This window comes from Stenotrophomonas sp. 63632_Sma (assembly GCF_056482875.1).
The window spans coordinates 3,599,749-3,623,945 of sequence record NZ_CM151220.1 but is presented as its reverse complement, the minus strand read 5'-3'; the positions used below and the strand labels follow the sequence as shown (position 1 = coordinate 3,623,945).

The window sequence follows — 24,197 nt, the reverse complement described above, 5'->3', positions numbered from 1 at the left end:
AAAATTTCAAAGAATGCCCCCTGCCATGTCTGAACAACCCTCTGAATCGGCCCGCCAGGCCATCGTCCCCGACACCGCTGCCGGCCGCCGTTTCGACGCCGTGGTGGCCGAACTGTTCCCCGAATACTCGCGTTCGCGCCTGACCGAGTGGATCAAGGCCGGGGAGGTCCTGCTGGACGGCGCCCAGGTGCGCCCGCGCGATCCGCTGCGCGGTGGCGAGCTGGTGACCCTCAACGTGGTGCTGGAAACCCAGACCGACGCCCAGCCGGAGGACATCCCGCTGGACGTGCTGTTCGAGGACGAGCACCTGCTGGTGATCAACAAGCCGGTCGGCCTGGTGGTGCACCCGGGCGCGGGCAACCACAGCGGCACCCTGGTCAACGCCCTGCTGTTCCGCGACCCGTCGGTGGCGGTGCTGCCGCGCGCCGGCATCGTGCACCGCCTGGACAAGGACACCAGCGGCGTGATGGTGGTGGCCAAGACCCTGGAAGCGCAGACCGCACTGGTCGAGCAGCTGGCCGCGCGCGACGTGCACCGCCAGTACCTGGCCATCGTGATGGGGGCGCTGGTGGCCGGCGGTACCGCCGATGCCCCGATCGACCGCCACCCACGCGACCGCCTGAAGATGGCCGTGCGCGAGGACGGCAAGGAAGCGATCACCCATTACCGCCTGCGCGAGCGCTTCCGTGCGCACACTGCGCTGGAGTGCCGCCTGGAAACCGGCCGTACCCATCAGATCCGCGTGCACATGGCGCATGTGCGCCATCCGATCATCGGTGACCCGCTGTACGGCGGTGCGCTGAAGCTGCCCAAGGGCGCCAGCGATGAGCTGGTAGCCGCGCTGCGCGGCTTCAAGCGCCAGGCCCTGCACGCCGAGACCCTGGAGTTCACGCACCCGATCACCGGTGAGCCGGTGCGCAACACCGCGCCGGTGCCGGACGACATGCTGCACCTGATGAAGGTGCTGCGCGAAGACAGCGAAGCCTTCGCCGCACGCGAGCGGGACCGCTGGTGATGGCCGCCGCGTTGCCTTTGCTGCAGGCGGACTGGCCGGCGCCTCCGGGCGTCCATGCGCTGACCACGCGTCGGCACGGTGCGGGCATTTCGCCGGCGCCGTTCGCGCAGTTCAACCTGGGCAACCGGCACGCGGCCGATGGTGATACCCCTGCCAACGTGGAGCACAACCGGCAGCTGCTGCAGCAGGGGCTGGCGCTGCCGTCGGCACCGCACTGGCTGCGCCAGGTGCACAGCAGTACCGTGCTGCGCTTCACAACGCCGCCGGTGCCAGGCGCAAGCGAACCGGTGGCCGACGCTGCGGTGACCTCGGTGCCCGGCGTGGTGCTGGCGATCCTGACCGCCGACTGCCTGCCGGTGGTGTTCGCCGCTGCCGACGGTAGCGAGGTGGGCGCCGCTCACGCCGGATGGCGCGGGCTGGCCGACGGCATGCTGGAGGCCACCGTGGCCGCCATGCAGACCCCGCCCGCGCAGCTTCGCGCGTGGCTGGGCCCGGCGGCCGGGCCGGCCGACTACGAGATCGGCGAAGAGGTCTTCCACGCCTTCGTCGGCCATGATCCGGCGGCTGAGGCGGCGTTTGTGGCGACACGCCAGGGGCACTGGAAGGTGGACCTGTTCGCCCTGGCACGTCAGCGCCTGCAGGCGGCGGGCATGGACCCGGCGCAGGTGTATGGCGGCACGGTGTCGACGATGGCCGATCCCGACCTGTATTCGCACCGGCGCGACCGTCGCACCGGGCGCATGGCGACCCTGGCCTGGATCGCGCCCTGACCACGCCGTTGTTCACGCGCGTGCTGGGGCCGGCCTTCGCCACCCTGGCCACGCCGGTGCAGGCGCTGCATGCCGCGCCGTTGCCGTGCCGCTACGTGGGGCAGGCGCGCATCGTGAGAGGGCGGCACTGGCTGGTGCCGCTGCTGGCCGCGTTGGCGCGGTTGCCGAAGGATGGCGACGCGCTGCCCACCGAAGTGGCGTTCAGTGCACACGGGCAGGGCGAGCAGTGGGCGAGGCGGTTTGGCCGCTGGCCGATGGTGTCGCGGCTGTGGGTACACGAGGGATACCTGCGCGAGCAGCTGGGCGCGGTGCGCTTCGAATTTGATCTGCAGGCCCGCGACGGTGGCATCGACTGGTCGGTGCGGCGGGTCTGGGCGTTCGGGCTGCTGCCGCTGCCGAGGCGCTGGTTTGGTGGTGTGCGTTGCCGCGAAGCCTGGCAGGGTGAGCGTTACACTTTCCTGGTCGATGTGACCTTGCCCTGGGCCGGAGCCCTGATCCGCTATGAAGGCTGGCTCGAACCGCAGTGATTCCGCCGCCGAGGCCGGCAGCGCGGTGATCGTGTTCGATGGCGTGTGCGCGCTGTGCAACCGCTGGGTGCGCTTCCTGCTGCGTTTCGACCGCAAGGGCCGCTACCGCTTTGCGGCGATGCAGGGCGCGCAGGGCAGTACGATGTTGCGCGCGCATGGGCTGGACCCGCAGGACCCGATGTCGTTCCTGCTGCTGGACGAACAGGGCGCCTGGACCGATACCGATGCGATCCTGCGCGTGCTGGCGGGGCTGGGCGGCGCCTGGCGCCTGACCGGTGCATTGCGCGTGCTGCCGCGCAGCTGGCGTGATGCCGCGTACCGCGCGCTGGCCCGCAACCGCTACCGCTGGTTCGGGCGGCATGATGCCTGTTACCTGCCCGCACCGGAGCAGGCCGCGCGGTTCCTGGATTGAAGAAAAAAGGGGACGGAGGGGATTAAGTCGTTTGTGCACAAACGACTTAATCCCCTCCGTCCCCTTTTTCCCTCAGCCTTCCAGCGCGTCCAGGTAGCTGCGGCGCCAGTGGTTGATGTCGTAGGTGCGCAGGTGCTCCATCATCGCGTGCCAGCGTTCCTTGCGCCTGCGCAGCGACATCGTTGCCGCGGTGGCGATGGCGTCGGCCACGCCGTCCAGATCATGCGGGTTCACCAGCAGCGCCTGCTTGAGTTCGTCGGCGGCGCCGGCCAGCAGCGACAGCACCAGCACGCCGGGGTCTTCCGGGTCCTGCGACGCCACGTACTCCTTGGCTACCAGGTTCATGCCATCGCGCAGCGGCGTGACCAGGCCCACTGCCGCCGCCCGGTAGAAGCCGGTGAGGGTGGCGTGGGTGAAGTTCTGGTTGACGTAGCGCAGCGGCGTCCAGTCCGGTTCGGCGTGGCCACCGTTGATGTGGCCGGCGATCTGTTCCAGCTGGCTGCGCAGCTGCCGGTACTCGGTGACATCGCCGCGCGAGACCGGGGCGATCTGCAGGTAGGTCAGCGAGCCGCGCTGATCCGGATGGCGCTCCAGGTAGCGCTCGAAGCCGAGGAAGCGTTCGGGCAGGCCCTTGGAATAGTCCAGGCGATCCACGCCGATCGCCAGCTGGCGATCACGCAGGCTGTTGCGCAGGTTCTTCACAGCGGCCTTGGTGGCGGCGGTGCCGGCCTGTCGCGCGATCAGCTCGGTGTCGATACCGATCGGGAACGCCGCCGCACGGAAGCGGCGCCCGCCCGGTGCTTCCAGCTCGCCGTTTTCGAGCACGCGGCCGCCGCCGAACAGGCGCAGGTAGGTCTGGAAGCGATCGGCGTCGCGCTGGGTCTGGAAGCCGACCAGATCGTAGGCGTACAGCGCGGAGAACAACCGAAGGTGGTCGGGCATGGCCTGCAGCAGGTCGGCCGACGGCATCGGGATGTGCAGGAAGAAGCCGATGCGGCAGCCGATGCCACGCTCGCGCAGCAGCGCACCAAGCGGGATCAGGTGGTAGTCGTGGATCCAGACGATGTCGTCCTCGCGCAGCAGCGGCGCGAGCTTGTCGGCGAACAGCGCGTTGACCTTATGGTAGGTCTCGCGGGTGCCCCGGTCGTAGTCGACCAGATCCAGGCGGAAGTGCAGCAACGGCCAGAGGGTGCGATTGGCGAAACCGTTGTAGTAGCCATCGACCTCGCGCTTGCTCAGGTCGAGGGTGACGAATTCGATATCGCCATCCTTCTGCGTGTGCAGCGTGCCGCTGCCGTCGCGTACGCTCTTGCCGCTCCAGCCGAACCACATGCCGCCACGTTCCTTCAGCGCGGCCAGCAGGCCCACCGCCAGGCCGCCGGCGCGGTTCTCGCCCGGTACGGCCACGCGGTTTGAAACCACCACCAGACGACTCACGATGCCTCCTGCCAGGACCGCGACAGGCGCATCGCGGCGGTGATCAGGCCGACGTGCGAATAGGTCTGCGGGAAATTGCCCCAGGCCTCGCCGCTGTCGAAGGCCAGATCCTCCGACAGCAGGCCCAGGTGGTTGCGCTGTTTCAGCAGTAGCTCGAACATCCCGCGTGCTTCGTCCATGCGCCCGATTGCCGCCAGCGCATCGATGTACCAGAAGGTGCAGATGGTGAAGCTGGTTTCCGGTTCGCCGAAGTCATCCGGCGCGATATAGCGGTACAGCGAGTTGCCATGCTTGAGGTCGCGCCCGATGGCGTCGACGGTGGCAATGAAGCGCGCATCCATCGCGTCGATGAAGCCGATGTCGGCCAGCAGCAGCAACGAGGCGTCCAGCCGATGACCACCGAAGGTGTCGGTGAAGTGGCCCAGCTCCTCGCTCCAGGACTCGGCCATGATGCGCGCATGGATGGTGTCGGCACGCTCGCGCCAGTAGTGGGCGCGGTCATCGCGCTTCAGGCGCACGGCGATTTTGCACAGGCGGTCGCAGGCGGCCCAGCACATCGCGCTGGTGTAGGTGTGCACTTCGGTGCGGCCGCGGAACTCCCACAGGCCGGCATCAGGCACGTCGTGCAGGGCGAACGCCTGTTCACCCAAGGGTTCCAGGCGGGCGAAGGTGTGCGCATCGCCCGGGTCCTGCAGGCGCCGGTCGAAGAACAACTGCGTGGACGCCAGCACCACGCTGCCGTAGACATCGTGCTGGCGCTGCACCCAGGCCAGGTTGCCGCGCCGCACCGGGCCCATGCCACGGTAGCCGGACAGGCTGGGTACTTCGTCCTCGTCCAGCTTGGCCTCGAAACCGATGCCATACAGCGGCTGCAACGTGCCGTCGGTGGTGGCCAGGTTGAAGATATAGCCGAGGAACTGTTCCATCGTGCGCGTTGCGCCGAGGCGATTCAGTGCGCGCACCACGAACGCGGCATCACGCAGCCAGCAGTAGCGGTAGTCCCAGTTGCGCACGCTGCCGGGCGCTTCCGGAATGGAGGTGGTCATTGCCGCGATGATCGCGCCGCTGTCCTCGTACTGGCACAGCTTCAGGGTGATCGCACTGCGGATCACCGCGTCCTGCCATTCCAGTGGAATGGACAGGTAGCGCACCCATTCGCGCCAGTAGTCGCGGGTGCGCTGGAAGGCTTCCTGCACATAGCCACTGATCGAGCGGTTGAGCGATTCATCCACGCCCAGGATCAGGTGGATGGGATGGTTGAGCACGAACGGCAGGCCATCGCGGATGAAGCGCACCGGCACGTCGGTGGTCAGCCGCAGCACGTGTTCGGGCAGGATCCAGCGCACGTGGTTGCTGCCCCAGGTGGACTCGGGCACGCGTGCGCCCCAGTCGGCCAGTGGCCGTGCGTGCACGGTGATGCGTGGGCTGCCGGCCAGTGGTCGTACCTGGCGGATCAGGCTGACCGGTCGGTAGAAACGGTCGTTCTGGCGCCAGCGCGGGGCGAAATCAAGGATTTCCAGTTCACCACCGTGCGCGTCGCGCAGCACGGTACGCAGGATCGCGGTGTTGGTCAGGTATTCCTGCTCGCTGCTCGCGAAGTCCTCCAGCTCGATGGCGAAGTCGCCACCCGTCTGCTGGTTGGGGCCGAGCAGGGCACAGAAGGTGGGGTCGCCGTCGAAGGTGGGCAGGCAGCTCCAGACAACGCGGGCACGTTTGTCGACCAGGGCGCCGAAGCTGCCGTTGCCGACCACGCCCAGATCAAGATCGGGTTGGGTCATCACGCGGTACATCTCGGTTGCGGCCGTGGGGTGGCCGGGTCAATAGGCATTCTCACGCAGCCAGGCGTGCACGCTGCGTATGTCGGGCAGCGCGAACACGGCTTTGCTGGGTTCCCGTTCGCCCACCAGTACGCTCCAGCCATGCTGGCCATTGGCGGCGTCGAAGCCGAACTCATCGGTCAGGTCATCGCCGAGGAATACCGGCAGGCGGCCGCGGAACGGCAGGTACTGCATCATCCGGCGCACGGCACGGCCCTTGTCGGTGCCGACCGGAACGAATTCGACCACATGGTCACCGGGCTGTAGGCGATAGCTGGCACGGCCACGCACATGGCGGTCGGCGAAGGCGCGCACATCACTTGCCGCGTGCGGCGCACCGCGCCAATGCAGCGCCAGGCCGACGCCCTTGTCTTCCACCAGCACGCCGGGATGGCCATGGGCAAAGCGCATCGCCTGCTGGTGCAGCGCGTGCAGCCACTCGGCGGTGTCGTCGTCGTGTTCGTCGCGCAGGACGCGACCGTCTTCGCCGCGCAGTTCGTGGCCATGCAGGCCGGCGGCGGGCAATTTCAGGGGAGCGAACAGTTGATCCAGCTGTTCAAGTGGGCGACCACTGACCAGTGCCACGGCACCTTCCAGGCGGTCGCTGATGCGGCCGATGGCTTCACGCACATCCGGCAGAAGCTGCACGGCATCCGGGCGTGCAGCGAATTCGATCAGGGTGCCATCGACATCGAGGAACAACGCACAGGCGTCGTCCAGCAATGGCGGTGGCGGACGCAGGGGGAGCGGTTCAGCCATGACGCCCAGCTTGCCAGCGTGGGCGTGTACGTGGGGTCGAGGGCAGGCTACGGAGTGGGTAGTGCCGGCCGCTGGCCGGCACCGTCATGGTCCCTGGATGCACCCTGAGGTTGCCGGCCAGCGGCCGGCACTACCGGACTGATGAATCAGAACGTATAGCGGACGCGGCCGTAGTAGTACGCGCCATTGCTGCCGATTGGCGACAGCACGTCGTACGGCAGGTTGCCGAAGTAGTGGATATCGCTGTTGGATCGATCCGGGTAGTTGTCGGTCAGGTTCTGGCCGCCGATGGCCACGCTCCATTGCGGGGTGATGCGGTACTCCACTTCCGCATCCAGCTGCCATTCGGCCTGGTAGGTCTGGCGCGGGATGTAGCCATCACCGAAGTTGAACACGCGTGTGGCGCTGCCGTAGCGGTTCACGCGGGTGCTCAGCGACCAGTGGTCGTTGCTCCAGGCTGCCGAGAAGCTGCCACGGGTGCGCGGTGTGGCATCGGTGAGGGTGTTGGTCTCTTCGATTCCGAACAGCACGTAGTCCGGGTTCAGTGCACGCAGCTGTGCCGGCGTGGCCAGCACGTTCTTCAGTGTGGTCTTGGTATACGCGTAGGTCCCGGTGAGCAGCAGCTGGCCATCGCCCAGCGATTGCCGCCAGTTGCTCACCAGCTCGGCGCCGCGGGTGCGGGTATCGGCGGCGTTGACGAAGAAGCTGGCGCTCTGCAGGCCGCTGACGCCGTAGTTGGCGGCCACGTAGTCGGTCAGCGCATCGCCGGTGATGCTCTCCGACAGCGCGATGCGATCGTCGATGTCGATCTGGAAGAAGTCCAGTGACAGGTCGAAGTGCTCGCCAATTCGGCTGGTGAAGCCCAGCGAGGTATTGATCGACTTCTCCGGCTTCAGGTTCTGCGCACCGAGGCCACGCGCGATCGGGTTGTTGACCGACAACAGGCGGCCCTGCACCAGCTGGCCGCCAGCGTTGTAGCCGGTGGAGGTGGATTCGTAGCCGATCTGTGCCAGCGACGGCGCACGGAAGTTGTTGGAGATGGCACCGCGCAGCGCGAACGCCGGGGTGAATTCATAGCGCAGGCCGAGCTTGCCGGTCAGTTCACCGCCGAAGTCGTCGTTGTGCTCGTAGCGCGCGGCCAGATCGGTGGAGAACTTCTCGCCGAACTGACTGGACAGGCTGGCGTAGGCGCTGGCGACATCGCGCGACAGGGTGGCCGCGTCCTGCGGGGTCAAGCCGCCACCGGCCTGCGAACCGGTCGGGCGGTCGGTGTACGGGCCGGCCGCATAGCTGGCCGGGTCGCCGGGACGGGTCTGGTAGCGCTCGTGCCGTGCTTCCACGCCCAGGCCGAGCGTGTGGCTGATGCTGTCGCTCTGGGTGAACACGCGGCTCAGATCGAGGTTGCCCACGGTCTGCGCGTATTCGTAATCGGCGGTCTTGAAGCGGGTCGGGCTGGTCGGGCCCAGCGACGCGTTGAGCGAATCACGCAGGCGGTAGGTGAAGTCGTTCTGGCCGTAATCCAGGCTGCCGTCGTAGCTCCATTCACCCCACTGGCCGCGCACGCCGGCCACGGCCTGCACGTCGCGGTTCTCGCCTTCGGAGATCGGCCGGTAACCGTTCGGATAGACCTGCTTCCAGTTGGCATCGCCATCGGGGTAGCGGAAGTAGTTCGCACCTTCGGTATCACGCTGGTTGAAGGTGCCGAACGCGTAGAACGTCGACGTCTGGCCCACCGGGATCTCAGTGTTCAGCCACAGGTTGATGTCCTTGCTCTTGCCATCGCCCAGCACGTAGTTGCGCTTGCCCTGCAGCGCCAGGTTGTCCGGCGTCTGGTCCCACGGCGGAATCTGGTCGAAGCCGGCGCGGTTGGTGCCGTTGCGGTGCTTGTACTCCAGGCCGACGCGCAGGAAGCCGCCGTCCTCACCCAGCGAGGTGCCGACCTTGGCGCTGATGTTGCCGGTCTGGCCGTCGGTGAGGGTGCGGCCGATCGGCTTGAGGTCGGTGTGGTTGGCGCCGTAGCTGGCCTCGATCTCGCCACCGTCGCCGCCGTTGTCGAGGATCACGTTGATCACGCCGGCCACGGCGTCCGAGCCGTACAGCGCACCGGCGCCGTCGCGCAGCACTTCGATGCGCTTGATCGCGCTGACCGGGATCGAATTGAAGTCGACCGGCGTGGTGCCCTTGCCGATCTTGCTGTCGGTGTTCACCAGCGCGGTGTGGTGGCGGCGCTTGCCATTGACCAGCACCAGCACCTGGTCCGGCGACAGGCCACGCAGCTGTGCGGCGCGCACGTGGTCGGCGCCGCCGGAGTTGGACTGGCGCGGGAAGTTGAACGACGGCAGCAGGGCCTGCAGCGCACTGCCCAGCTCACCGTTGACCACGCCCGCCTTGCGGATGTCCTCGGCGGTGAGCACGTCCACCGGCGAGGTGGATTCGAGCACGGTGCGGTCGGCCGCGCGTGTGCCGGTGACGATCACCGTGTCCAGGTTGGTGGCGTCCTGGGCCAGGGCCGGGGCGGCGGCGGAAAGCGCGAGGGCGATGGCGAGGCCGAGTGGCGACGCAGGCAGGCGGACGGACATGGGGGCTCCAGCAACAACAACGACGGGGAAGGGGGAGATGGTTTCACTTACATCCATCCGGATGAAGCGATATATTATCTTCGCGTGATGGCTGGTGTCGATGCAAGTCCCTGCCGTCCCGGCATGAGCTGATGCCCTGCTGGCATCAGCACGCCGGGCCAGTGGCGCTGTACGCTGCCGGCTCGCCTTGTTCCCCTTCCCCGGAGCTGTACCGATGAAACACCTTGGCCTCGTCTTCGCCGTGCTGCTGGCCACCAGTGGCTGCGCCAGCCTGTCCTCGCAGGCGCCCAGCGCCTATGCCACGGCCACCACCGCCGAACTGAAGGGCGATGCCGCACGCCCGTCCGCCGGCCACGGCTGGGTGCGCAGTGAGCTGTACTTCGGCGTGGGCGAGGAGCAGGGCGCCGGCAACCGCCCGCAGGCCGACACCATCAGCGAGGCGCAGTGGCGCACCTTCCTGGACAAGGAGGTCACCCCGCGCTTCCCGGATGGCCTGACCGTGTTCGATGCCTACGGCCAGTGGCTGTTCCGCGGCGATGCCTCGCCCAACCGCCTGCGCACCAAGGTGCTGGTGGTGCTGCACGAGGACACCCCGCAGCGCCGTGCCGATATCGAAGCCATCCGCCTGGCGTGGAAGCAGCAGACCAAGCATCAATCGGTGCTGTGGTCGCGGCAAGCGGTCGAGGTATCGTTCTGAGTTGAAGGTGCCGCCGCGGTGCCGCAGGGAGCGATGATGAACTACAGGGAATGCCTGCTGGGCCTGGTATTGGCAGGTGTGCTGGCACCGACGGCGCAGGCGCGTGGGGACGATAGCGAAACGCTACGCTTCCAGGTGGCCGCGCATGTGCAGGCGCATGCCGATCCCCAGCAGGACGGCAGCATCGCAGTGCAGCTGTCACCGTCAGGCAAGCGCCAGACGCTGGCGGGTGCGGCGGATGCCGATGGCAATTCGCGATGGTCGCTGGAAGACGTCGATTTCGATGGATATCCGGAACTGGTCGCGCGTGCATCGGTGGGCATGGTCAACGAGGCGGTGGCGGTGTACCGCTTCGACCCGGCCAGTGCCGGGTTCCGCGCGCTGCAGGCCGACACCCACGGCAAGGACAGTTGCGGTGACCTGATGGGGTTGAGCGTGGATGCTGCCACTCGAACCCTGACCAGCAGCTGCCGTAGCGGCCCGATGTGGTACGCCGACCAGTACCGGTTTGCAGGTGCGAAGCTCTACCTCTACCGCAGCGAGAGTGTGCTGATGCTGGGCGACACGTTGAACGCCGCGTTGCAATGGGAACAGACTGACGAGCAGGGTCCGCTGGCGGTCTGGCGCACCTATGATCCCGCCGGTCGTGTGCTGGAGACCGCCATCGCCGATGGCCTGGGCGCACCGCCGGATGGGCCGCTGCGTGGCCAGCAGGCCACCGTGGTGCCAGCGCGCCTGTTCCTGTTCGACCGACCCGGCGCATCCAGCACCAAGCGTTATCTGGTGCAGGGCGACCGTGCGGAAATGCTGGATGAACAGGATGGCTGGATGAAGCTGCGGTTTCTCAATCCAAAAAGCGGCGCGGTGGAAGGTTGGATCAACGTCAACGATTGAAGAAAAAAGGGGACGGAGGGAATTAAGTCGTTTGTGCCGTTAACGACTTAATTCCCTCCGTCCCCTTTTTTTGCGGAAGCATCACTTCATCGGGTCTAGCCTCGGATGTTCCCCCGTTCGAGGATGTATCCGATGAGCAAGCGCGTGGCCGAAATCGTGGTGGACGCCCTGCGGCAGGCTGGTGTCCGCCGTTGCTACGGCATCGTGGGCGATACGCTCAATCATGTGACCGATGCGATGCATGGCAGTGACATCGCCTGGGTGCACGTACGGCATGAGGAAGTGGCCGCATTCGCCGCCGGTGCCGATTCGCTGGTAAGTGGCGAACTGACCGCCTGCGCCGGTTCCTGTGGGCCCGGTGGCCTGCACTTCATCAATGGCATCTTCGAGAGCAATCGCAACCGCGCGCCGATGGTGCTGATCGCCAGCCAGATCGTCACCAGCGAGCTGGGCATGGAGTTCCCGCAGGAAGTGGACTTCAAGGCGGTGTATGGCAGCTGCACGGTGTTCTGCGAGCAGGTGCACAGTGCCGAACAGGCGCGACGCGTGGTGGCGCTGGCCTGCCAGGCCGCGATCAGCCGTCGCGGCGTCGCCGTAGTGATCCTGCCGGCTGACATCAGCGAGGCCGAGGTGAAGCACGATGTGCCGTTCTCGGTGCACTACACCCAGCCGGTGCTGCGCCCCTCCGACGCGGAACTGCAGCGTATTGCCGAGTTGTTGGGGCAGGGCAAGCGCATCGGCATCTATGCCGGCGCCGGCTGCCAGGGTGCACACGTGCAGTTGTTGGAACTGGCGCGCAGGTTGCAGGCGCCGGTGGCGCACACCTCGCGCGCCAAGGATTTCGTCGAGCCGGACAACCCGTACAACATGGGCATGACCGGCATCTTCGGCATCGAATCCGGCTTCCACACGCTGATGGAGTGCGACACGCTGCTGCTGCTCGGCGCCGACTTCGCCTGGGGCCAGTTCTACCCGGACAAGGCCACGATCATCCAGGTCGACCGCGATGGCAGCCATCTCGGCCGCCGCCACCCGGTGAACCTGGGCGTGGTCGGTGACATCGCACCGACGCTGGATGCCTTGCTGCCGATGTTGCCGCCGCGCGAGGACAGCAGTTTCCTGGACGAATGTATCGAACGTCGCGACAAGGCGCTGAAGAAGCGCGAGCAGGAAGAACAGCCGGGCGAGGGCGAGCTGATCCACCCGCAGCATCTGACCGCGCTGCTGTCGAAGTACGCCAGCGACGATGCGCTGTTCACCGCTGACGGCGGCTCGCCGATGGTCTGGGTGCTGCGGCATATCCGCGTCAACGGTCGCCGCCGCACGCTGACCAGCCTGCTGCACGGCACGATGGCCAATGCAATGCCGCAGGCACTGGGCCTGCAGAAGGCGTTCCCCGGCCGGCAGGTGATTTCGCTGTCCGGCGATGGCGGCCTGGCGATGCTGCTGGGCGACCTGCTGACGGCCGTGCAGGAGAACCTGCCGATCAAGGTGGTGGTGTTCAACAATGGCTCGCTGAACTTCGTCGAGCTGGAGCAGAAGGTGGAAGGCCTGCTGGACAACTACACCGACCTGAAGAACCCGGACTTCGGCCGCTTGGCCGAGGTGATCGGCTTCCACGGCCGCACGGTGACCCGCAGCGAGGATCTGGAGGAGGCGGTGCAGGACTTCCTGGCGCAGCGCGGCCCGGCGCTGCTGGACGTGCATACCAGCCGCGCCGAGCTGGTGATGCCGCCGCAGATCGAGGCCAAGCAGGTGGCCGGTACCGCGCTGTATGCGGCCAAGGCGGTGTTGAACGGCCGCTTCGACGACGTGAAGCATCTGCTGGTGGACAACTTCCTGAAGAAGTAACGGGGTGGGTTTGATGCAGGGCTGCGCCCTGCACCCGCTACGAGCCGGAGCCAGAGCAGAAGCGGGTTTCCTGAGGGATGGCGGGGTGGGTCCGGTTGCGGGGGACGCTGCAAGTACATCCATGTAAGCTCGGTCGCGCCATCCATGGCGCTCACGCCCCCGCAACCGGACCCACCCCGCCCTCGACAGTCTCCTGCGATCTGTCGGAACGGCATATTGCACTGGTGGGTGTCGACCTTGGTCGACACGGTAGATCCACGCCATGCGTGGATGAACGAAAGAATGATCGGAATGATCTTCGGTAGAGCCGAGCCATGCTCGGCTGAGAGGCTTCGCATATGGCAGCCGAGCATGGGCTTGGCGCTACAACGAGAGCCTTCCTTTGCTTTTGATCGTTTGATTCTCTTCCGTGGCTGGAGTCCGCGGGAAACTGTCAGGGGCCGGGCGGGATGGGGCGCGCAGGACCGTTGGCGCCATGGATGGCGCCATCGAGCCCCCAGGGACGGGTTTACGGCGTGTCCTGCGCAGCCCATCCCGACCGGCCCTACCCAGAAATCGCTGTCCGCGACCAACCCAGCCACGAGGGGGCCCCGCCGTTGACTGGAACCCATCATTCCACGACGGAATTGGCGCCCGGGCCCCGCTGGGCCTACCATCGGCGGTCCCCACCCCCACCGCCCCTTCCATGTCCGCTCCCGCTTCCGCCGCACCGCGTCGCTGGTTCGTCGCCGGCGACTTCAACGGCTTCTTCGGCCTGGTCGTCGACAACCTCTCCATCCTCGGTTTCATCGCCATGGCCCTGGTCGGGATCTTCCAGTTCCCCGCCGACGTGGTGTTCGGCCGCATGTTCCCCGGCACCGCCTTCGGCGTGCTGGTCGGCAACCTGCTGTACACCCTGATGGCCCGCCGGCTGGCCGCGCGTACCGGCCGCGATGATGTCACCGCCATGCCGCTGGGCCTGGATGCACCGACCAGCATCGGCATGGCGTTGCTGGTGCTCGGCCCAGCCTTCATCGCCTTCAAGCAGCAGGGCATGGACCCGCATGCCGCGGGTATCGCGACCTGGCAGCTGGGCATGGCCGCGCTGGTCATCATGGGCGTGCTCAAGTTCGTGCTGTCGTTCTTCGGCGAAGCGGTCACCCGCGCGCTGCCGCGGGCCGCGCTGCTGGGTTCCATCGCCGGCATCGCGCTGGTGCTGATGGGCCTGCTGCCGCTGCTGGAAACGCTGCGCTCGCCGCTGGTCGGCTTCACCACCCTGGGCCTGCTGCTGTATGTGCTGATCGCCAAGGGCAAGCTGCCGGTGCGTGGCCCGGGCGTGCTGCTGGCCTTCGTGTTCGGCACCGTGCTGTATTACGGGCTGGGCCTGGCCGGTCTGGGCGCGCCGGGCTTCCACGTGCCGGCGTGGGTGCCGCCGCAGGTGGTGCTGCCGCTGCCGACGCTGGGCTTCCTCGACGGCCTGCCCACCGCGATGACCTACCTGCCGCTGCTGCTGCCGTTCGGCCTGCTGATGGTGGTCGGTGGCATCAACGTGTCCGAAAGCGCACGCGCCGCTGGTGATGACTACCGCACCCGCGACATCCTGCTGGTGGAAGCGGTGGCTACGCTGGTGGCCGGTGTCTGCGGCGGCGTGGCGCAGACCACACCGTACATCGGCCAGCCGGCCTACAAGCACATGGGCGCGCGCAGCGGCTACACGCTGCTGACCGGCCTGTTCGTCGGCATCGGCGGCATGCTCGGCATCATCTCCGGGCTGGTGCAGTGGCTGCCGCTGGCGGTGCTGGCACCGATCATCGTGTACGTGGCCATCGACATCACCACCCAGGCCTTCCAGGCCACGCCGCGCCACCATACCGGCGCGATGGTGTTCGGTTTCCTGCCGTCGGTAGCGTACCTGCTGGCGATCAAGGCGCCAGGCTGGATCGCACCGGACCAGCTGCCGCAGCTGCTGACCAAGCTCGATGGCCACGGATTGCCTGAGCTGGCGGTGATCTTCACCCTCGGCAATGGCTTCATCATCACCTCGATGCTGTGGATCTCTGCGGTGGCGGCCATGGTTGATGGCCGCCTGCGCCGCGCCTGCGGCTTCCTGCTGGTGGCGGCGGTGCTGACCCTGTTCGGCCTGATCCACTCGGTGGACCCGCGCGGTGGCATCTACCTGCCGTGGGATCTGGACGGCCTGGCGCGCATCATCAGCTGGCAGTTCGCCGGCGCCTACGTGGCATTGGCGCTGCTGCTGGGCCTGCTGTCACTGCAGAAGCAGGCGGTGAAGCCGCTGGGTGAAAACAGCTGACCCCAGAGTAGTGCCGGCCGCTGGCCGGCATCCTCATGGACCTCGGACGTAGCGTGCAGCTGCCGGCCAGCGGCCGGCACTACCGCTCTCCATCGAGTTCCGGGTAGTGGCGGAAGATGCCGTTGGTGTTGAACGGCAATCGCCGTTCCGAGTCCAGATAGGAGGCAATGTTGGGTCGTTTCGCCACCCGCTCCTGCAGCGCGCGCAGCAGGGGCAGGGTCGGTTCCAGTGCCTGCATGCGGCGTGGGAACATGTAGTTCAGCCCGCTCAGCAGCTGGAACAGCGACAGATCCACATACGAGTGCTCGCGCAGTGCATGGCGGCCACCGTTGGCCGCCAGCACCTGCTCGAAGTAGCTGAGGAACTTCGGTAGCCGTTCGCTGCGCAGCGACGCGGCACGTGCCTTGGCCTCGGTCTTCTGCTCTTCGTAGTACTTCGATGCAGCGATCGGATGGTGGGTGTCATGCACCTCGGCCACCAGGTCGGCGATGGTCAGCTGCAACTGCAGCGCCTGTATCCGCCGCGAGGCTGCCTGTGGCACCAGGTCCAGCGTCGGGCCCAGGAAATCCAGGATTGCCGCGACCTGCGCGATGACCTGGCGACCGGCCTTCAGGAACGGCGGCGCGAAGGGCTGCGCACCTTCACTGCTGCCATCGAGAAACGGCTGCATCACTGCATCGCCGTGCACCCGCGCCATGTCGATGTAGTCGGCACCGGCATCTTCCAGCGCCAGCCGCACGAACTCGCCACGGCCCTGGATGCCGGTCCAGTAATACAGCGCGTACTGCATGGCAGTGTCTCCACACGACAAGAGCAACAGCCTCGCGCGCGTCGTGCAAAGCAGGCGTGAGCATGGCTGCAGGTCCTGCCCAACCCAAACCGCAGCCGAACGAAGGGGGAACCCTCGCCGACACGGGGGGTCACACCTTCTCCATGCGTGTGAAAACGAGGTGCTGCATCATGCAGAGTGGAAAGGCGGTATGGCCCTGGGTGCTGGGCGTGGTGGTGATCGGTGGCGCGGGCGGTTGGCTGTTCCGCGACCAGCTGAAGAGCCTGGCGGACGGAGTCTCGGTGCCGGTGCAATCCACTCCCGCCAGCAGCGCCGCACCTCCACAGCCAATGACGGCCGAGCAACCGGCCCCGGCACCTCCACCGATCAGGCACCCGCTGGAGACAGAGGCGGCCGCTGATCCAGCACTGCCGAACTTGGCCGACAGCGATGCGGCGGCCTGGGGCGCGCTGAGCCAGTTGTTCCAGGGCGAAGGGCCGCTGACCCTGCTGCTGCGCGACCACCTGATCCAGCGCCTGGTCACCCAGGTCGACAACCTGGACAAGCCCAGCGTGCCGCCGACCGCGCTGGCCGCGCGCCCGCTGCCGGGCAACCTGCAGGTCGAGGCGGGTGAGGGCGGCGAACGCATCGCCGCAGCCAATGCGGCGCGCTATGCGCCCTACGTGCAGGCATTTGCCGCGCTCGACCCGGCGGCAACGGCTACCGCCTACAAGCGCTTCTATCCGCTGATCCAGCAGGCTTACGTGGACCTTGGCCGGCCCGAGGGCTATTTCAACGACCGTCTGGTCACGGTGATCGACCACCTGCTGGAGACCCCGGAACTGGCCCAGGCGCCGCTGGTGCAGCGCGACGAACGGGGCCGCTATCGCTTCGTCGATCCCACCCTGCAGTCACGCTCGATCGGGCAGAAGGCCCTGCTGCGTATAGATCCGGCGCAGGCGCGGGCGGTCAAGCAGCAGCTGCGGGCGATCCGCAGCGCGATCACCCGTTGAACCCTTCCACCGCGCGGAACTGATCGGGATCAACGCGCCGACCACACCCGTTCCGGCATGCTGGCCGCAGGCTGACTGGCCTCGGGGTGCAGTCGCAGTCACCCTTGAAACGGGGTGGGGCAACCGCATCTTTCCAGCATCGCCGGCGCGGGCCGGCCCTGATGACCGATGAGGATTCGCAATGCGGATGGACAAGCTCACCTCGCGTTTCCAGCAGGCGCTGGCAGACGCACAGTCGCTGGCCGTGGGCCGCGACAACAGCATCATCGAACCGGTTCACCTGTTCAGCGCGCTGCTGGACCAGCAGGGCGGCAGCACGCGCCCGCTGCTGGCCCAGGCCGGGGTGAACGTGCCGGTGCTGCGCGAGCGCCTGACCGAGGCGCTGGATGCACTGCCGAAGGTGTCCGGCCAGGCCGGCAACGTCTCGATGGGCAATGACCTGGGGCGCCTGCTGAACCAGACCGACAAGCTGGCCCAGCAGAACGGCGATGCCTTCATTGCCAGCGAGTGGTTCGTGCTGGCGGCGCTGGACGACGGCGGCACGCTGGGCATGGCGCTGCGCGCCGCCGGTGCCGACAAGACCCGCCTGCAGGCTGCGATCGACAAGCTGCGTGGCGGCGAGAACGTGCAGTCGGAGAACGCCGAGGAACAGCGGCAGGCGCTGGAGAAGTACACCATCGACCTGACCGCGCGCGCCGAGAGCGGCAAGCTCGATCCGGTGATCGGCCGTGACGAGGAAATCCGCCGCACGATCCAGGTGCTGCAGCGCCGGACCAAGAACAACCCGGTGCTGATCGGCGAACCTGGCGTTGGCAAGACCGCGATCGTCGAAGGCCTGGCCCAGCGCATCATCAACGACGAAGTGCCCGAGGGCCTGCGCGGCAAGCGTGTGCTGTCGCTGGACATGGGCGCGCTGATTGCCGGTGCCAAGTTCCGCGGTGAGTTCGAAGAGCGGTTGAAGGGCGTGCTCAACGACCTGGCCAAGAGCGAAGGGCAGATCATCCTGTTCATCGATGAGCTGCACACCATGGTCGGCGCCGGCAAGGCCGACGGCGCGATGGATGCCGGCAACATGCTGAAGCCGGCGTTGGCACGCGGCGAGCTGCACTGCGTGGGCGCCACCACGCTGGATGAGTACCGCAAGTACATCGAAAAGGACGCCGCGCTGGAGCGCCGCTTCCAGAAGGTCTTCGTGGGCGAACCGTCGGTGGAAGACACCATCGCGATCCTGCGCGGGCTGAAGGAAAAGTACGCGGTGCACCACGGTGTGGAGATCACCGACCCGGCCATCGTCGCCGCTGCGACGCTGTCCAACCGATACATCACCGACCGCCAGCTGCCGGACAAGGCCATCGATCTGATGGACGAGGCGGCCTCGCGCCTGCGCATGGAAATCGACTCCAAGCCGGAGGAGCTGGACCGCCTGGAACGCCGGGTGATCCAGCTGAAGATCCAGCGCGAGATGCTGAAGAAGGAAAAGGACGAAGCCTCGCGGCAGCGCCTGGCCGATCTGGAGAGCGACATCGATGCGCTGGAGCGTGAGTTCTCCGACCTCAATGAAATCTGGAAGTCGGAGAAGGCAGCGCTGCAGGGTGCGACCAAGATCAAGGAGCAGGTCGAACAGGCCAAGCTGGAGCTGGAAGCCGCGCAGCGCCGCCAGGATTTCGCCAAGATGAGCGAGATCCAGTACGGCCTGCTGCCGCAGCTGGAAAAGCAGCTGGCCGCTGCGCAGGAAGCCGAACACAGGGACTTCAAGCTGGTGCAGGACCGGGTCACCGACGAGGAGATCGCCGAGGTCGTGTCGCGCTGGACCGGCATTCCGGTCAACAAGATGCTCGAAGGTGAGCGCGACAAGCTGCTGCGGATGGAAGAGGTGCTGCACAACCGCGTGGTCGGCCAGGAGGAAGCGATCAAGGTCGTCTCCGATGCCGTGCGCCGTTCGCGTGCGGGCCTGTCCGATCCGAATCGCCCGGCCGGTTCGTTCCTGTTCCTCGGCCCGACCGGCGTCGGCAAGACCGAGCTGTGCAAGTCGCTGGCCGAGTTCTTGTTCGACAGTGCCGACGCGATGATCCGCATCGACATGAGCGAGTTCATGGAGAAGCACAGCGTCGCCCGCCTGATCGGTGCGCCCCCGGGCTACGTCGGTTACGAAGAGGGTGGCTACCTGACCGAGGCCGTGCGTCGCCGTCCGTATTCGTTGATCCTGCTGGACGAAGTGGAGAAGGCGCATCCGGATGTGTTCAACATCCTGCTGCAGGTGCTGGACGATGGCCGCCTGACCGATGGCCAGGGCCGCACCGTGGACTTCCGCAACACCGTCATCGTAATGACCTCGAACCTGGGCTCGCACCAGATCCAGGACATGAGCGCTGATGACAGCCCGGAGGCCTACACGCAGATGAAGGCGGCGGTAATGGGCGTGGTGCAGGCGCACTTCCGCCCGGAGTTCATCAACCGCCTGGACGACATCGTGGTGTTCCACCCGCTGGACAAGCAGCAGATCAAGCAGATCGCGCGCATCCAGATGCGTGGGCTGGAAAAGCGCCTGGCCGAACGTGGTTTGAAGCTGCTGGTGTCCGATGCAGCGTTCGACCTGCTTGGCAACGTTGGTTTCGATCCGGTGTACGGCGCACGCCCGTTGAAGCGTGCAATCCAGGCACAGCTGGAGAACCCGCTGGCGCAGCAGATCCTGTCCGGCGCCTTCGTCAACGGCGACACCATCGAAGTCGGCAACGACGGCGGCCACCTGGTGTTCGCCAAGGCGTGAGTCCATCGGGGCGCTGCCTGACCGCAGCGCCCCGTTTCCTGCGGAGTACGCCGGGCCATGCCCGGCGCTCACTCAGAAGCGGTGCGTATAGCCGCTCATCAAGCCGAACTGGTTCGCCTTCTGCACGATCGGGCTGTCGGCCGCATCGCCGAGCAGGCGCGTGCCTTCGGCCGAGATGTACCAGTTGCCATTGCGGCCCACGCGGTGGCTCCATTTCAGGCCAAGACCGGCGCTGACCAGCCCAGCCTTCGGCGTGTGCTGGGCAAAGCCGGTGCGCGCCGCCTGTTCCGGGCTGACGCCGTACCAGGTCTGCATGTAACCGCGATTGCCGTAGTCGGTGGAAACACTGCCGCTGACCACGCCACCGGCCAGGTCGAACAGCGGCATGCTCAGATTCAGATGGATCTGCTGGGTAGCCAGGCCGTTCTCGGCCTTGTCCTCGTCCTTGCGGGTGAACTGCCAGGAGCCGCTCAGCACGGCTTCGCCCAGCGTATAACCAGCCGAGACACCGACCAGGGGACGGGTATCGATATCACCCATGCCGCGCAGGAAGTCCGAACCGCCGAGCAGGGAGTCCTTGTCGCGGCGGATGCCGCTGGCGCCGACGTAGGCACGCATACGGGTGTGCTCGCCAATGGACGTGCCCCAACCGATGCCACTGGTGCCCAGAAACCAGCCCCCCGGCGAGGTGACATCGAACGACAGCGACGGCGTCGCGCGGTATTCCTCGCTGCCGCTGTAGCGCGGCGTCACGCCACCACCAGCGGCGAGCTCGAAGGTCCAGTGGTCATCCTTGGCGTGGGCGATCGGCGCGGCGAACAGCGGCAGCAGGGCCAGGCAGAGCAGGGTGGGGGAACGGCGAAGCTGGGACATGGAATCTCTCGACAATGGGAGGAAAGCAGCGCGCGCATCCGGCGAGTGCTGCAGGGTCGCCAGCGTGGCGATATGCCGGCGACCGATCCCTCCGCAGTTGTGCGGGAGTTGTAATCAACTGTAATGGCGCCCGTGGGCGTTCAGCTGGCAGCCAGCGGCCAGTGCATTTCCAGACGCGCGCCACCCAGCGTGGAGCGGCTGATGCGCAGCTCGCCACCGTGGCGGGCTGCAATGCGGTTGACGATGGCCAGGCCCAGCCCGAAGCCGCCGGTATCGCGGCTGCGGCTGTCATCCAGGCGGGTGAACGGGCGCATTACTTTTTCGTGGTCGGCCTCGGCGATGCCCGGGCCGTCGTCATCCACGCGCAGGCACGCGCGGCCGCCGAAACTGACCAGCGACACTTCCACCTGCGAACGCGCGTGGCGCAGCGCATTGCCCACCAGATTGCTCAGCGCCAGCTGCAGCAGCCGCGGTTCGGCATCCACCCGTGGCAACGCACTGGGCTGCACGCGCAGGACCACGCCGGCTCGTTCGGCATCACGGCGTGCATCGGCCAGGCAGGCCTGCAGCCAGTCGTTGGCTTCAATGCGCTGCATCGGCTCGCCTTCGCCGGGATGCTCCAGACGCTCATAGGCCAGCAGTTCGCTGACCAGCCGGTTGAGTTCGGCCAGGTCGCCGTGCAGCCCCTGTGCCAGCCGTGTACGGCGTTCGTGATCGTCGCTGTCCTGCATCAGGTCCAGGCCGAAGGCCACGCGCGCGATGGGCGTGCGCAGTTCGTGCGATATGGCATGGGTGAGGTCGCGCTGGCGCTGCACCAGCTCGGCCACGCGCGCGGCCATGCGGTTGGAATGGTCGACGATGACGCGGATCTGCGAGCGTGGCGAAACCTGCGCGCGCGCCTGCAGATCGCCGGCGCCGATGCGGTCTGCATGCACGCGCAGCGCGTCCAGGTCGCGCCAGAGCAGGCGCACCCAGGCGTACAGGCTGGCGCCCACCAGCAGCAGGATGCTGAGGTAGGCGGCGATGGTCATGTACGTCGTCATCTGCACCGCGCCAGGCAGGCGCAGGTGCAGCCAGCGGCCATCGCTGCCCTCGATGGGCAGCAGGACCTGCTGGTATTGATCGCGCACGATGAAACCATCGGCCTTCACGGCCACCTGTTCCTGCGCGTCGAGTGCGGGAGGTTTGTCGAGCAGGGTCAGGGCGATGCCGTAGTGTGGCTGCCACTGCTGCAGGCGCTCACGCTGCTGGTCGGCATCCAGGCCGGCCAGGCCACTGCGCAGGGCGTACACCTGACCACGCACCTGCTGGACGAAGACGCGATCCTGCACGGGCGTGTAGATGCCGTCCAGGATGTGGTTGAGGAAGAACACCGAGGCCAGGAAGCAGGCGCCGGTGACGAACCACAGCCACAGGAACAGCCGCTTCATTCCGACCAGGCCGCAGGATTGAACTGGTAGCCGCGCCCCCACACGGTCTTGATCCGCCGGGGTTCGCGCGCATCGTCGCCGAGCTTGCGGCGCAGCTTGCCGATGCAGACGTCAACGCTGCGGTCCAGGCCGTCGAAGCCGATGCCGCGCACCGCCTGCAGGATCTGGTCACGCGACAGGATCTGCCCCGGCTGGCTGGCCAGCAGCCACAGGATCTCGAACTCGGTGGTGCCCACATCCACCGCCGCACCGTGCAGATGCACTTCACGCTGCATGCGATCGATCAGCAGTTGCCCATGCATCAGCCGGCTGGGCGTGCCGGTGTTGCCGCTGCCATGGCGGCGGCGCAGCAGGGCGCGCAGGCGGGCCAGCAGCAGGCGTGGTTCGATCGGCTTGTGCACATAGTCGTCGGCGCCCGATTCCAGGCCCAGCACCTGTTCGATGTCGTCCTCGCAGGCGGTCAGCATCAGGATCGGCACATCGGAGAAGCTGCGGATCTGCCGGCATACATCGATGCCGCCAAGGCCGGGCAGCATCAGGTCCAGCACCACCAGTTCCGGCGCGTGCTGGCGGCAGGCCGCACCGGCGAGGTCGCCACGGGCCACATGCTGCACGGCGAAGCCATGTTCGTGCAGGTAGTCGCTGACCAGTTCGGCCAGGCGGCGGTCGTCCTCCACCAGCAGCACCGGGGTCGGCGAGCCGCTGGCGGCGGGTGTCCAGGGGGATGACTGCATGCGCTTGGGCCTCCGTGCCCGGGCAGGAGCGCCCGGCGGCGAAGCCTAGCAACGGCCCATGACGGCTGCCTGAATCGCGGCCAACCTGATAACCGGTGGTACTGGCGTCATCGCCAGCAGCTTTCAGCGCGTGGTTCTGGCTGGCCTATGGTGGCGGTTTCCCCGGATGGAGCCTGGCGCAATGAGCGACCCGCAGTGGCAACTGGAAACCCTGGCCGTGCATGGCGGCTACCGTCCCGACCCGACCACCCGCGCGGTGGCGGTGCCGATCTACCAGACGGTGGCGTATGCCTTCGATGACACCCAGCACGGCGCCGATCTGTTCGACCTGAAGGTGCCCGGCAACATCTACACCCGCATCATGAACCCCACTACCGACGTGCTGGAACAGCGCCTGGCCGCGCTGGAGGGGGGCATCGGCGCGCTGGCACTGGCCTCGGGGCAGGCGGCGATCACCTATGCCATCCAGACCATTGCCGAGGCCGGTGACAACATCGTGGCCTCCAGTGCGCTGTATGGCGGCAGCCTCAACCTGCTGGCGCATACGCTGCCGCAGTACGGCATCCAGGCGCGCTTCGCCGACCCGGCCGATCCGTCCGCCTTCGCCGCGCTGATCGACGAACGCACCAAGGCGGTGTTCGTCGAATCGATCGGCAACCCGCGTGGCAACGTCACCGACATCGCGGCGATTGCCGAGGTCGCGCATGCCGCCGGCGTGCCGCTGATTGTCGACAACACCGTGGCCACGCCGTTCCTGCTGCGCCCGTTCGAGCACGGCGCCGATATCGTGGTGCATTCGCTGACCAAGTACCTCGGCGGCCACGGCAACAGCCTCGGCGGCGCGATCGTCGATTCCGGCCGCTTCGACTGGGCTGCACAACCCCAGCGCTTCGCACGGCTCAACCAGCCCGACCCCAGCTATCACGGCGTGGTCTATACCGAAGCGCTGGGGCCGGCGGCCTACATCGGCCGCGCGCGGGTGGTGCCGCTGCGCAATACCGGCGCGGCGCTGTCGCCGTTCAATGCGTTCCTGATCCTGCAGGGCATTGAAACCCTGGCGCTGCGCATGGAGCGCATCAACGCCAACGCGCTGGCTGTCGCGCAGTTTCTGAAGTCACACGCAAAGGTGGCCTGGGTGCGCTACGCCGGGCTGGCCGACGACCCCGAGCACGCCGCCGCGCAGCGCTACCTGGGCGGGCACGGCTCGGGCGTACTGACCTTCGGCCTGCCGGGCGGCCGTGAAGCCGGCGCACGTTTCCTCGATGCGCTGAAGCTGTTCACCCGCCTGGTCAACCTGGGCGACGCGAAGTCACTGGCCACCCATCCCGCCTCGACTACCCATCGCCAGCTGGACGCCGCCGAACTGGCCAAGGCCGGTGTCAGCGAAGACACCGTGCGGCTGTCGATCGGCATCGAGCATATCGGCGACCTGCGTGCCGACCTGGAGCAGGCCCTGGCTGGCGCCTGATAGCCGCACGCTTGGTCGTCATCGCCACAGGCGATCACCACCGGCACCGCGATGCGCTACGGTGGAACTGCCTCTCCAAGGCATGGCAACGTGGC

The 24,197-nt window shown here is 67.1% G+C and carries 19 protein-coding genes; 11 read left to right on the top strand and 8 right to left on the bottom strand.

Annotated elements, in window-relative coordinates; all coding sequences use genetic code 11:
- Positions 1–25 precede the first annotated feature (25 nt).
- Genes rluD through ACZK45_RS16765 form a run of 4 tightly spaced genes read left to right on the top strand, consistent with a single transcriptional unit; the run spans position 26 to position 2,724 of the window.
- Positions 26–1,015, top strand: a complete 990-nt coding sequence (rluD, locus tag ACZK45_RS16780) for a 23S rRNA pseudouridine(1911/1915/1917) synthase RluD (protein WP_080291790.1) — start codon at positions 26–28, stop codon at positions 1,013–1,015.
- Positions 1,015–1,785, top strand: coding sequence for a peptidoglycan editing factor PgeF (gene pgeF / locus ACZK45_RS16775; protein ID WP_032128817.1), 771 nt, complete (start codon positions 1,015–1,017; stop codon positions 1,783–1,785). Before rluD ends, pgeF begins: the two co-directional genes overlap by 1 nt.
- Positions 1,786–1,805: 20 nt before the next feature.
- Positions 1,806–2,312 carry a DUF4166 domain-containing protein gene (locus ACZK45_RS16770; RefSeq protein WP_253144040.1) on the top strand — a complete coding sequence of 169 codons (507 nt, stop codon included), beginning with the start codon at positions 1,806–1,808 and terminating at the stop codon, positions 2,310–2,312.
- Positions 2,287–2,724, top strand: coding sequence for a thiol-disulfide oxidoreductase DCC family protein (locus ACZK45_RS16765; RefSeq protein WP_478444947.1), 438 nt, complete (start codon positions 2,287–2,289; stop codon positions 2,722–2,724). The genes ACZK45_RS16770 and ACZK45_RS16765 overlap by 26 nt, the downstream gene beginning before the upstream one ends.
- A 72-nt stretch (positions 2,725–2,796) precedes the next feature.
- Here the strand turns inward: ACZK45_RS16765 and otsA are convergent, their stop codons facing one another.
- From otsA to ACZK45_RS16745, 4 genes are all read right to left on the bottom strand, one after another.
- On the bottom strand, positions 2,797–4,161 hold the full coding sequence (otsA, locus tag ACZK45_RS16760; protein ID WP_121504692.1) for an alpha,alpha-trehalose-phosphate synthase (UDP-forming): 1,365 nt from the start codon (positions 4,159–4,161) through the stop codon (positions 2,797–2,799).
- Positions 4,158–5,939: a glycoside hydrolase family 15 protein gene (locus tag ACZK45_RS16755; protein WP_346484952.1), complete on the bottom strand. Its 1,782-nt coding sequence runs from the start codon at positions 5,937–5,939 to the stop codon at positions 4,158–4,160. The genes otsA and ACZK45_RS16755 overlap by 4 nt, the downstream gene beginning before the upstream one ends.
- 39 nt (positions 5,940–5,978) lie before the next feature.
- On the bottom strand, positions 5,979–6,737 hold the full coding sequence (gene otsB / locus ACZK45_RS16750) for a trehalose-phosphatase (RefSeq protein ID WP_032128814.1): 759 nt from the start codon (positions 6,735–6,737) through the stop codon (positions 5,979–5,981).
- Positions 6,738–6,883: 146 nt separating this feature from the next.
- Positions 6,884–9,316, bottom strand: coding sequence for a TonB-dependent receptor plug domain-containing protein (locus ACZK45_RS16745; protein ID WP_478444946.1), 2,433 nt, complete (start codon positions 9,314–9,316; stop codon positions 6,884–6,886).
- Positions 9,317–9,530: 214 nt separating this feature from the next.
- Here ACZK45_RS16745 and ACZK45_RS16740 point away from each other — a divergent pair, with 214 nt between their 5' ends.
- From ACZK45_RS16740 to ACZK45_RS16725, 4 genes are all read left to right on the top strand, one after another.
- A complete protein-coding gene (locus ACZK45_RS16740; RefSeq protein WP_478444945.1) occupies positions 9,531–10,013 on the top strand; it encodes a DUF3574 domain-containing protein in 483 nt (160 codons plus the stop codon).
- A gap of 36 nt (positions 10,014–10,049) precedes the next feature.
- Complete coding sequence (locus tag ACZK45_RS16735; protein WP_478444944.1) at positions 10,050–10,907, top strand: XAC2610-related protein; 858 nt, start codon at positions 10,050–10,052, stop codon at positions 10,905–10,907.
- A gap of 132 nt (positions 10,908–11,039) precedes the next feature.
- Positions 11,040–12,758, top strand: a complete 1,719-nt coding sequence (locus ACZK45_RS16730) for a thiamine pyrophosphate-dependent enzyme (RefSeq protein ID WP_346484957.1) — start codon at positions 11,040–11,042, stop codon at positions 12,756–12,758.
- Between the two features lie 685 nt (positions 12,759–13,443).
- Positions 13,444–15,048 (top strand): SulP family inorganic anion transporter, encoded by a 1,605-nt coding sequence (locus ACZK45_RS16725; protein WP_032128551.1) that lies wholly within the window; start codon positions 13,444–13,446, stop codon positions 15,046–15,048.
- Positions 15,049–15,127: 79 nt separating this feature from the next.
- On the opposite strand, the gene ACZK45_RS16720 is transcribed toward ACZK45_RS16725, so the two are convergent.
- Entirely contained in the window at positions 15,128–15,838 is a 711-nt protein-coding gene (locus ACZK45_RS16720) for a glutathione S-transferase (RefSeq protein WP_478444943.1), read from the bottom strand.
- A 170-nt stretch (positions 15,839–16,008) separates the two neighbouring features.
- Here ACZK45_RS16720 and ACZK45_RS16715 point away from each other — a divergent pair, with 170 nt between their 5' ends.
- Positions 16,009–16,830: a DUF3014 domain-containing protein gene (locus ACZK45_RS16715; protein WP_125892758.1), complete on the top strand. Its 822-nt coding sequence runs from the start codon at positions 16,009–16,011 to the stop codon at positions 16,828–16,830.
- Positions 16,831–17,011: 181 nt separating this feature from the next.
- Entirely contained in the window at positions 17,012–19,597 is a 2,586-nt protein-coding gene (gene clpB, locus ACZK45_RS16710) for an ATP-dependent chaperone ClpB (RefSeq protein ID WP_478444942.1), read from the top strand.
- Positions 19,598–19,669: 72 nt separating this feature from the next.
- On the opposite strand, the gene ACZK45_RS16705 is transcribed toward clpB, so the two are convergent.
- From ACZK45_RS16705 to ACZK45_RS16695, 3 genes are all read right to left on the bottom strand, one after another.
- Positions 19,670–20,470: a MipA/OmpV family protein gene (locus tag ACZK45_RS16705; RefSeq protein WP_253145662.1), complete on the bottom strand. Its 801-nt coding sequence runs from the start codon at positions 20,468–20,470 to the stop codon at positions 19,670–19,672.
- Positions 20,471–20,610: 140 nt separating this feature from the next.
- A complete protein-coding gene (locus ACZK45_RS16700; RefSeq protein WP_478444941.1) occupies positions 20,611–21,900 on the bottom strand; it encodes an ATP-binding protein in 1,290 nt (429 codons plus the stop codon).
- Positions 21,897–22,634: a winged helix-turn-helix domain-containing protein gene (locus tag ACZK45_RS16695; protein WP_125892767.1), complete on the bottom strand. Its 738-nt coding sequence runs from the start codon at positions 22,632–22,634 to the stop codon at positions 21,897–21,899. Before ACZK45_RS16695 ends, ACZK45_RS16700 begins: the two co-directional genes overlap by 4 nt.
- 181 nt (positions 22,635–22,815) lie before the next feature.
- Here ACZK45_RS16695 and ACZK45_RS16690 point away from each other — a divergent pair, with 181 nt between their 5' ends.
- Positions 22,816–24,102, top strand: a complete 1,287-nt coding sequence (locus ACZK45_RS16690) for an O-acetylhomoserine aminocarboxypropyltransferase/cysteine synthase family protein (protein ID WP_032128543.1) — start codon at positions 22,816–22,818, stop codon at positions 24,100–24,102.
- Positions 24,103–24,197: the final 95 nt, after the last annotated feature.

What these genes read in the sequence shown, in the direction of transcription:
- rluD (WP_080291790.1), top strand. Translation starts at nt 26, where the DNA reads ATGTCTGAACAACCCTCTGAATCGGCCCGCCAGGCCATCGTCCCCGAC.
- pgeF (WP_032128817.1), top strand. Translation starts at nt 1,015, where the DNA reads ATGGCCGCCGCGTTGCCTTTGCTGCAGGCGGACTGGCCGGCGCCTCCG.
- ACZK45_RS16765 (WP_478444947.1), top strand. Translation starts at nt 2,287, where the DNA reads ATGAAGGCTGGCTCGAACCGCAGTGATTCCGCCGCCGAGGCCGGCAGC.
- ACZK45_RS16755 (WP_346484952.1), bottom strand. Translation starts at nt 5,939, where the DNA reads ATGACCCAACCCGATCTTGATCTGGGCGTGGTCGGCAACGGCAGCTTC.
- otsB (WP_032128814.1), bottom strand. Translation starts at nt 6,737, where the DNA reads ATGGCTGAACCGCTCCCCCTGCGTCCGCCACCGCCATTGCTGGACGAC.
- ACZK45_RS16745 (WP_478444946.1), bottom strand. Translation starts at nt 9,316, where the DNA reads ATGTCCGTCCGCCTGCCTGCGTCGCCACTCGGCCTCGCCATCGCCCTC.
- ACZK45_RS16740 (WP_478444945.1), top strand. Translation starts at nt 9,531, where the DNA reads ATGAAACACCTTGGCCTCGTCTTCGCCGTGCTGCTGGCCACCAGTGGC.
- ACZK45_RS16735 (WP_478444944.1), top strand. Translation starts at nt 10,050, where the DNA reads ATGAACTACAGGGAATGCCTGCTGGGCCTGGTATTGGCAGGTGTGCTG.
- ACZK45_RS16730 (WP_346484957.1), top strand. Translation starts at nt 11,040, where the DNA reads ATGAGCAAGCGCGTGGCCGAAATCGTGGTGGACGCCCTGCGGCAGGCT.
- ACZK45_RS16725 (WP_032128551.1), top strand. Translation starts at nt 13,444, where the DNA reads ATGTCCGCTCCCGCTTCCGCCGCACCGCGTCGCTGGTTCGTCGCCGGC.
- ACZK45_RS16720 (WP_478444943.1), bottom strand. Translation starts at nt 15,838, where the DNA reads ATGCAGTACGCGCTGTATTACTGGACCGGCATCCAGGGCCGTGGCGAG.
- ACZK45_RS16715 (WP_125892758.1), top strand. Translation starts at nt 16,009, where the DNA reads ATGCAGAGTGGAAAGGCGGTATGGCCCTGGGTGCTGGGCGTGGTGGTG.
- clpB (WP_478444942.1), top strand. Translation starts at nt 17,012, where the DNA reads ATGCGGATGGACAAGCTCACCTCGCGTTTCCAGCAGGCGCTGGCAGAC.
- ACZK45_RS16705 (WP_253145662.1), bottom strand. Translation starts at nt 20,470, where the DNA reads ATGTCCCAGCTTCGCCGTTCCCCCACCCTGCTCTGCCTGGCCCTGCTG.
- ACZK45_RS16700 (WP_478444941.1), bottom strand. Translation starts at nt 21,900, where the DNA reads ATGAAGCGGCTGTTCCTGTGGCTGTGGTTCGTCACCGGCGCCTGCTTC.
- ACZK45_RS16695 (WP_125892767.1), bottom strand. Translation starts at nt 22,634, where the DNA reads ATGCAGTCATCCCCCTGGACACCCGCCGCCAGCGGCTCGCCGACCCCG.
- ACZK45_RS16690 (WP_032128543.1), top strand. Translation starts at nt 22,816, where the DNA reads ATGAGCGACCCGCAGTGGCAACTGGAAACCCTGGCCGTGCATGGCGGC.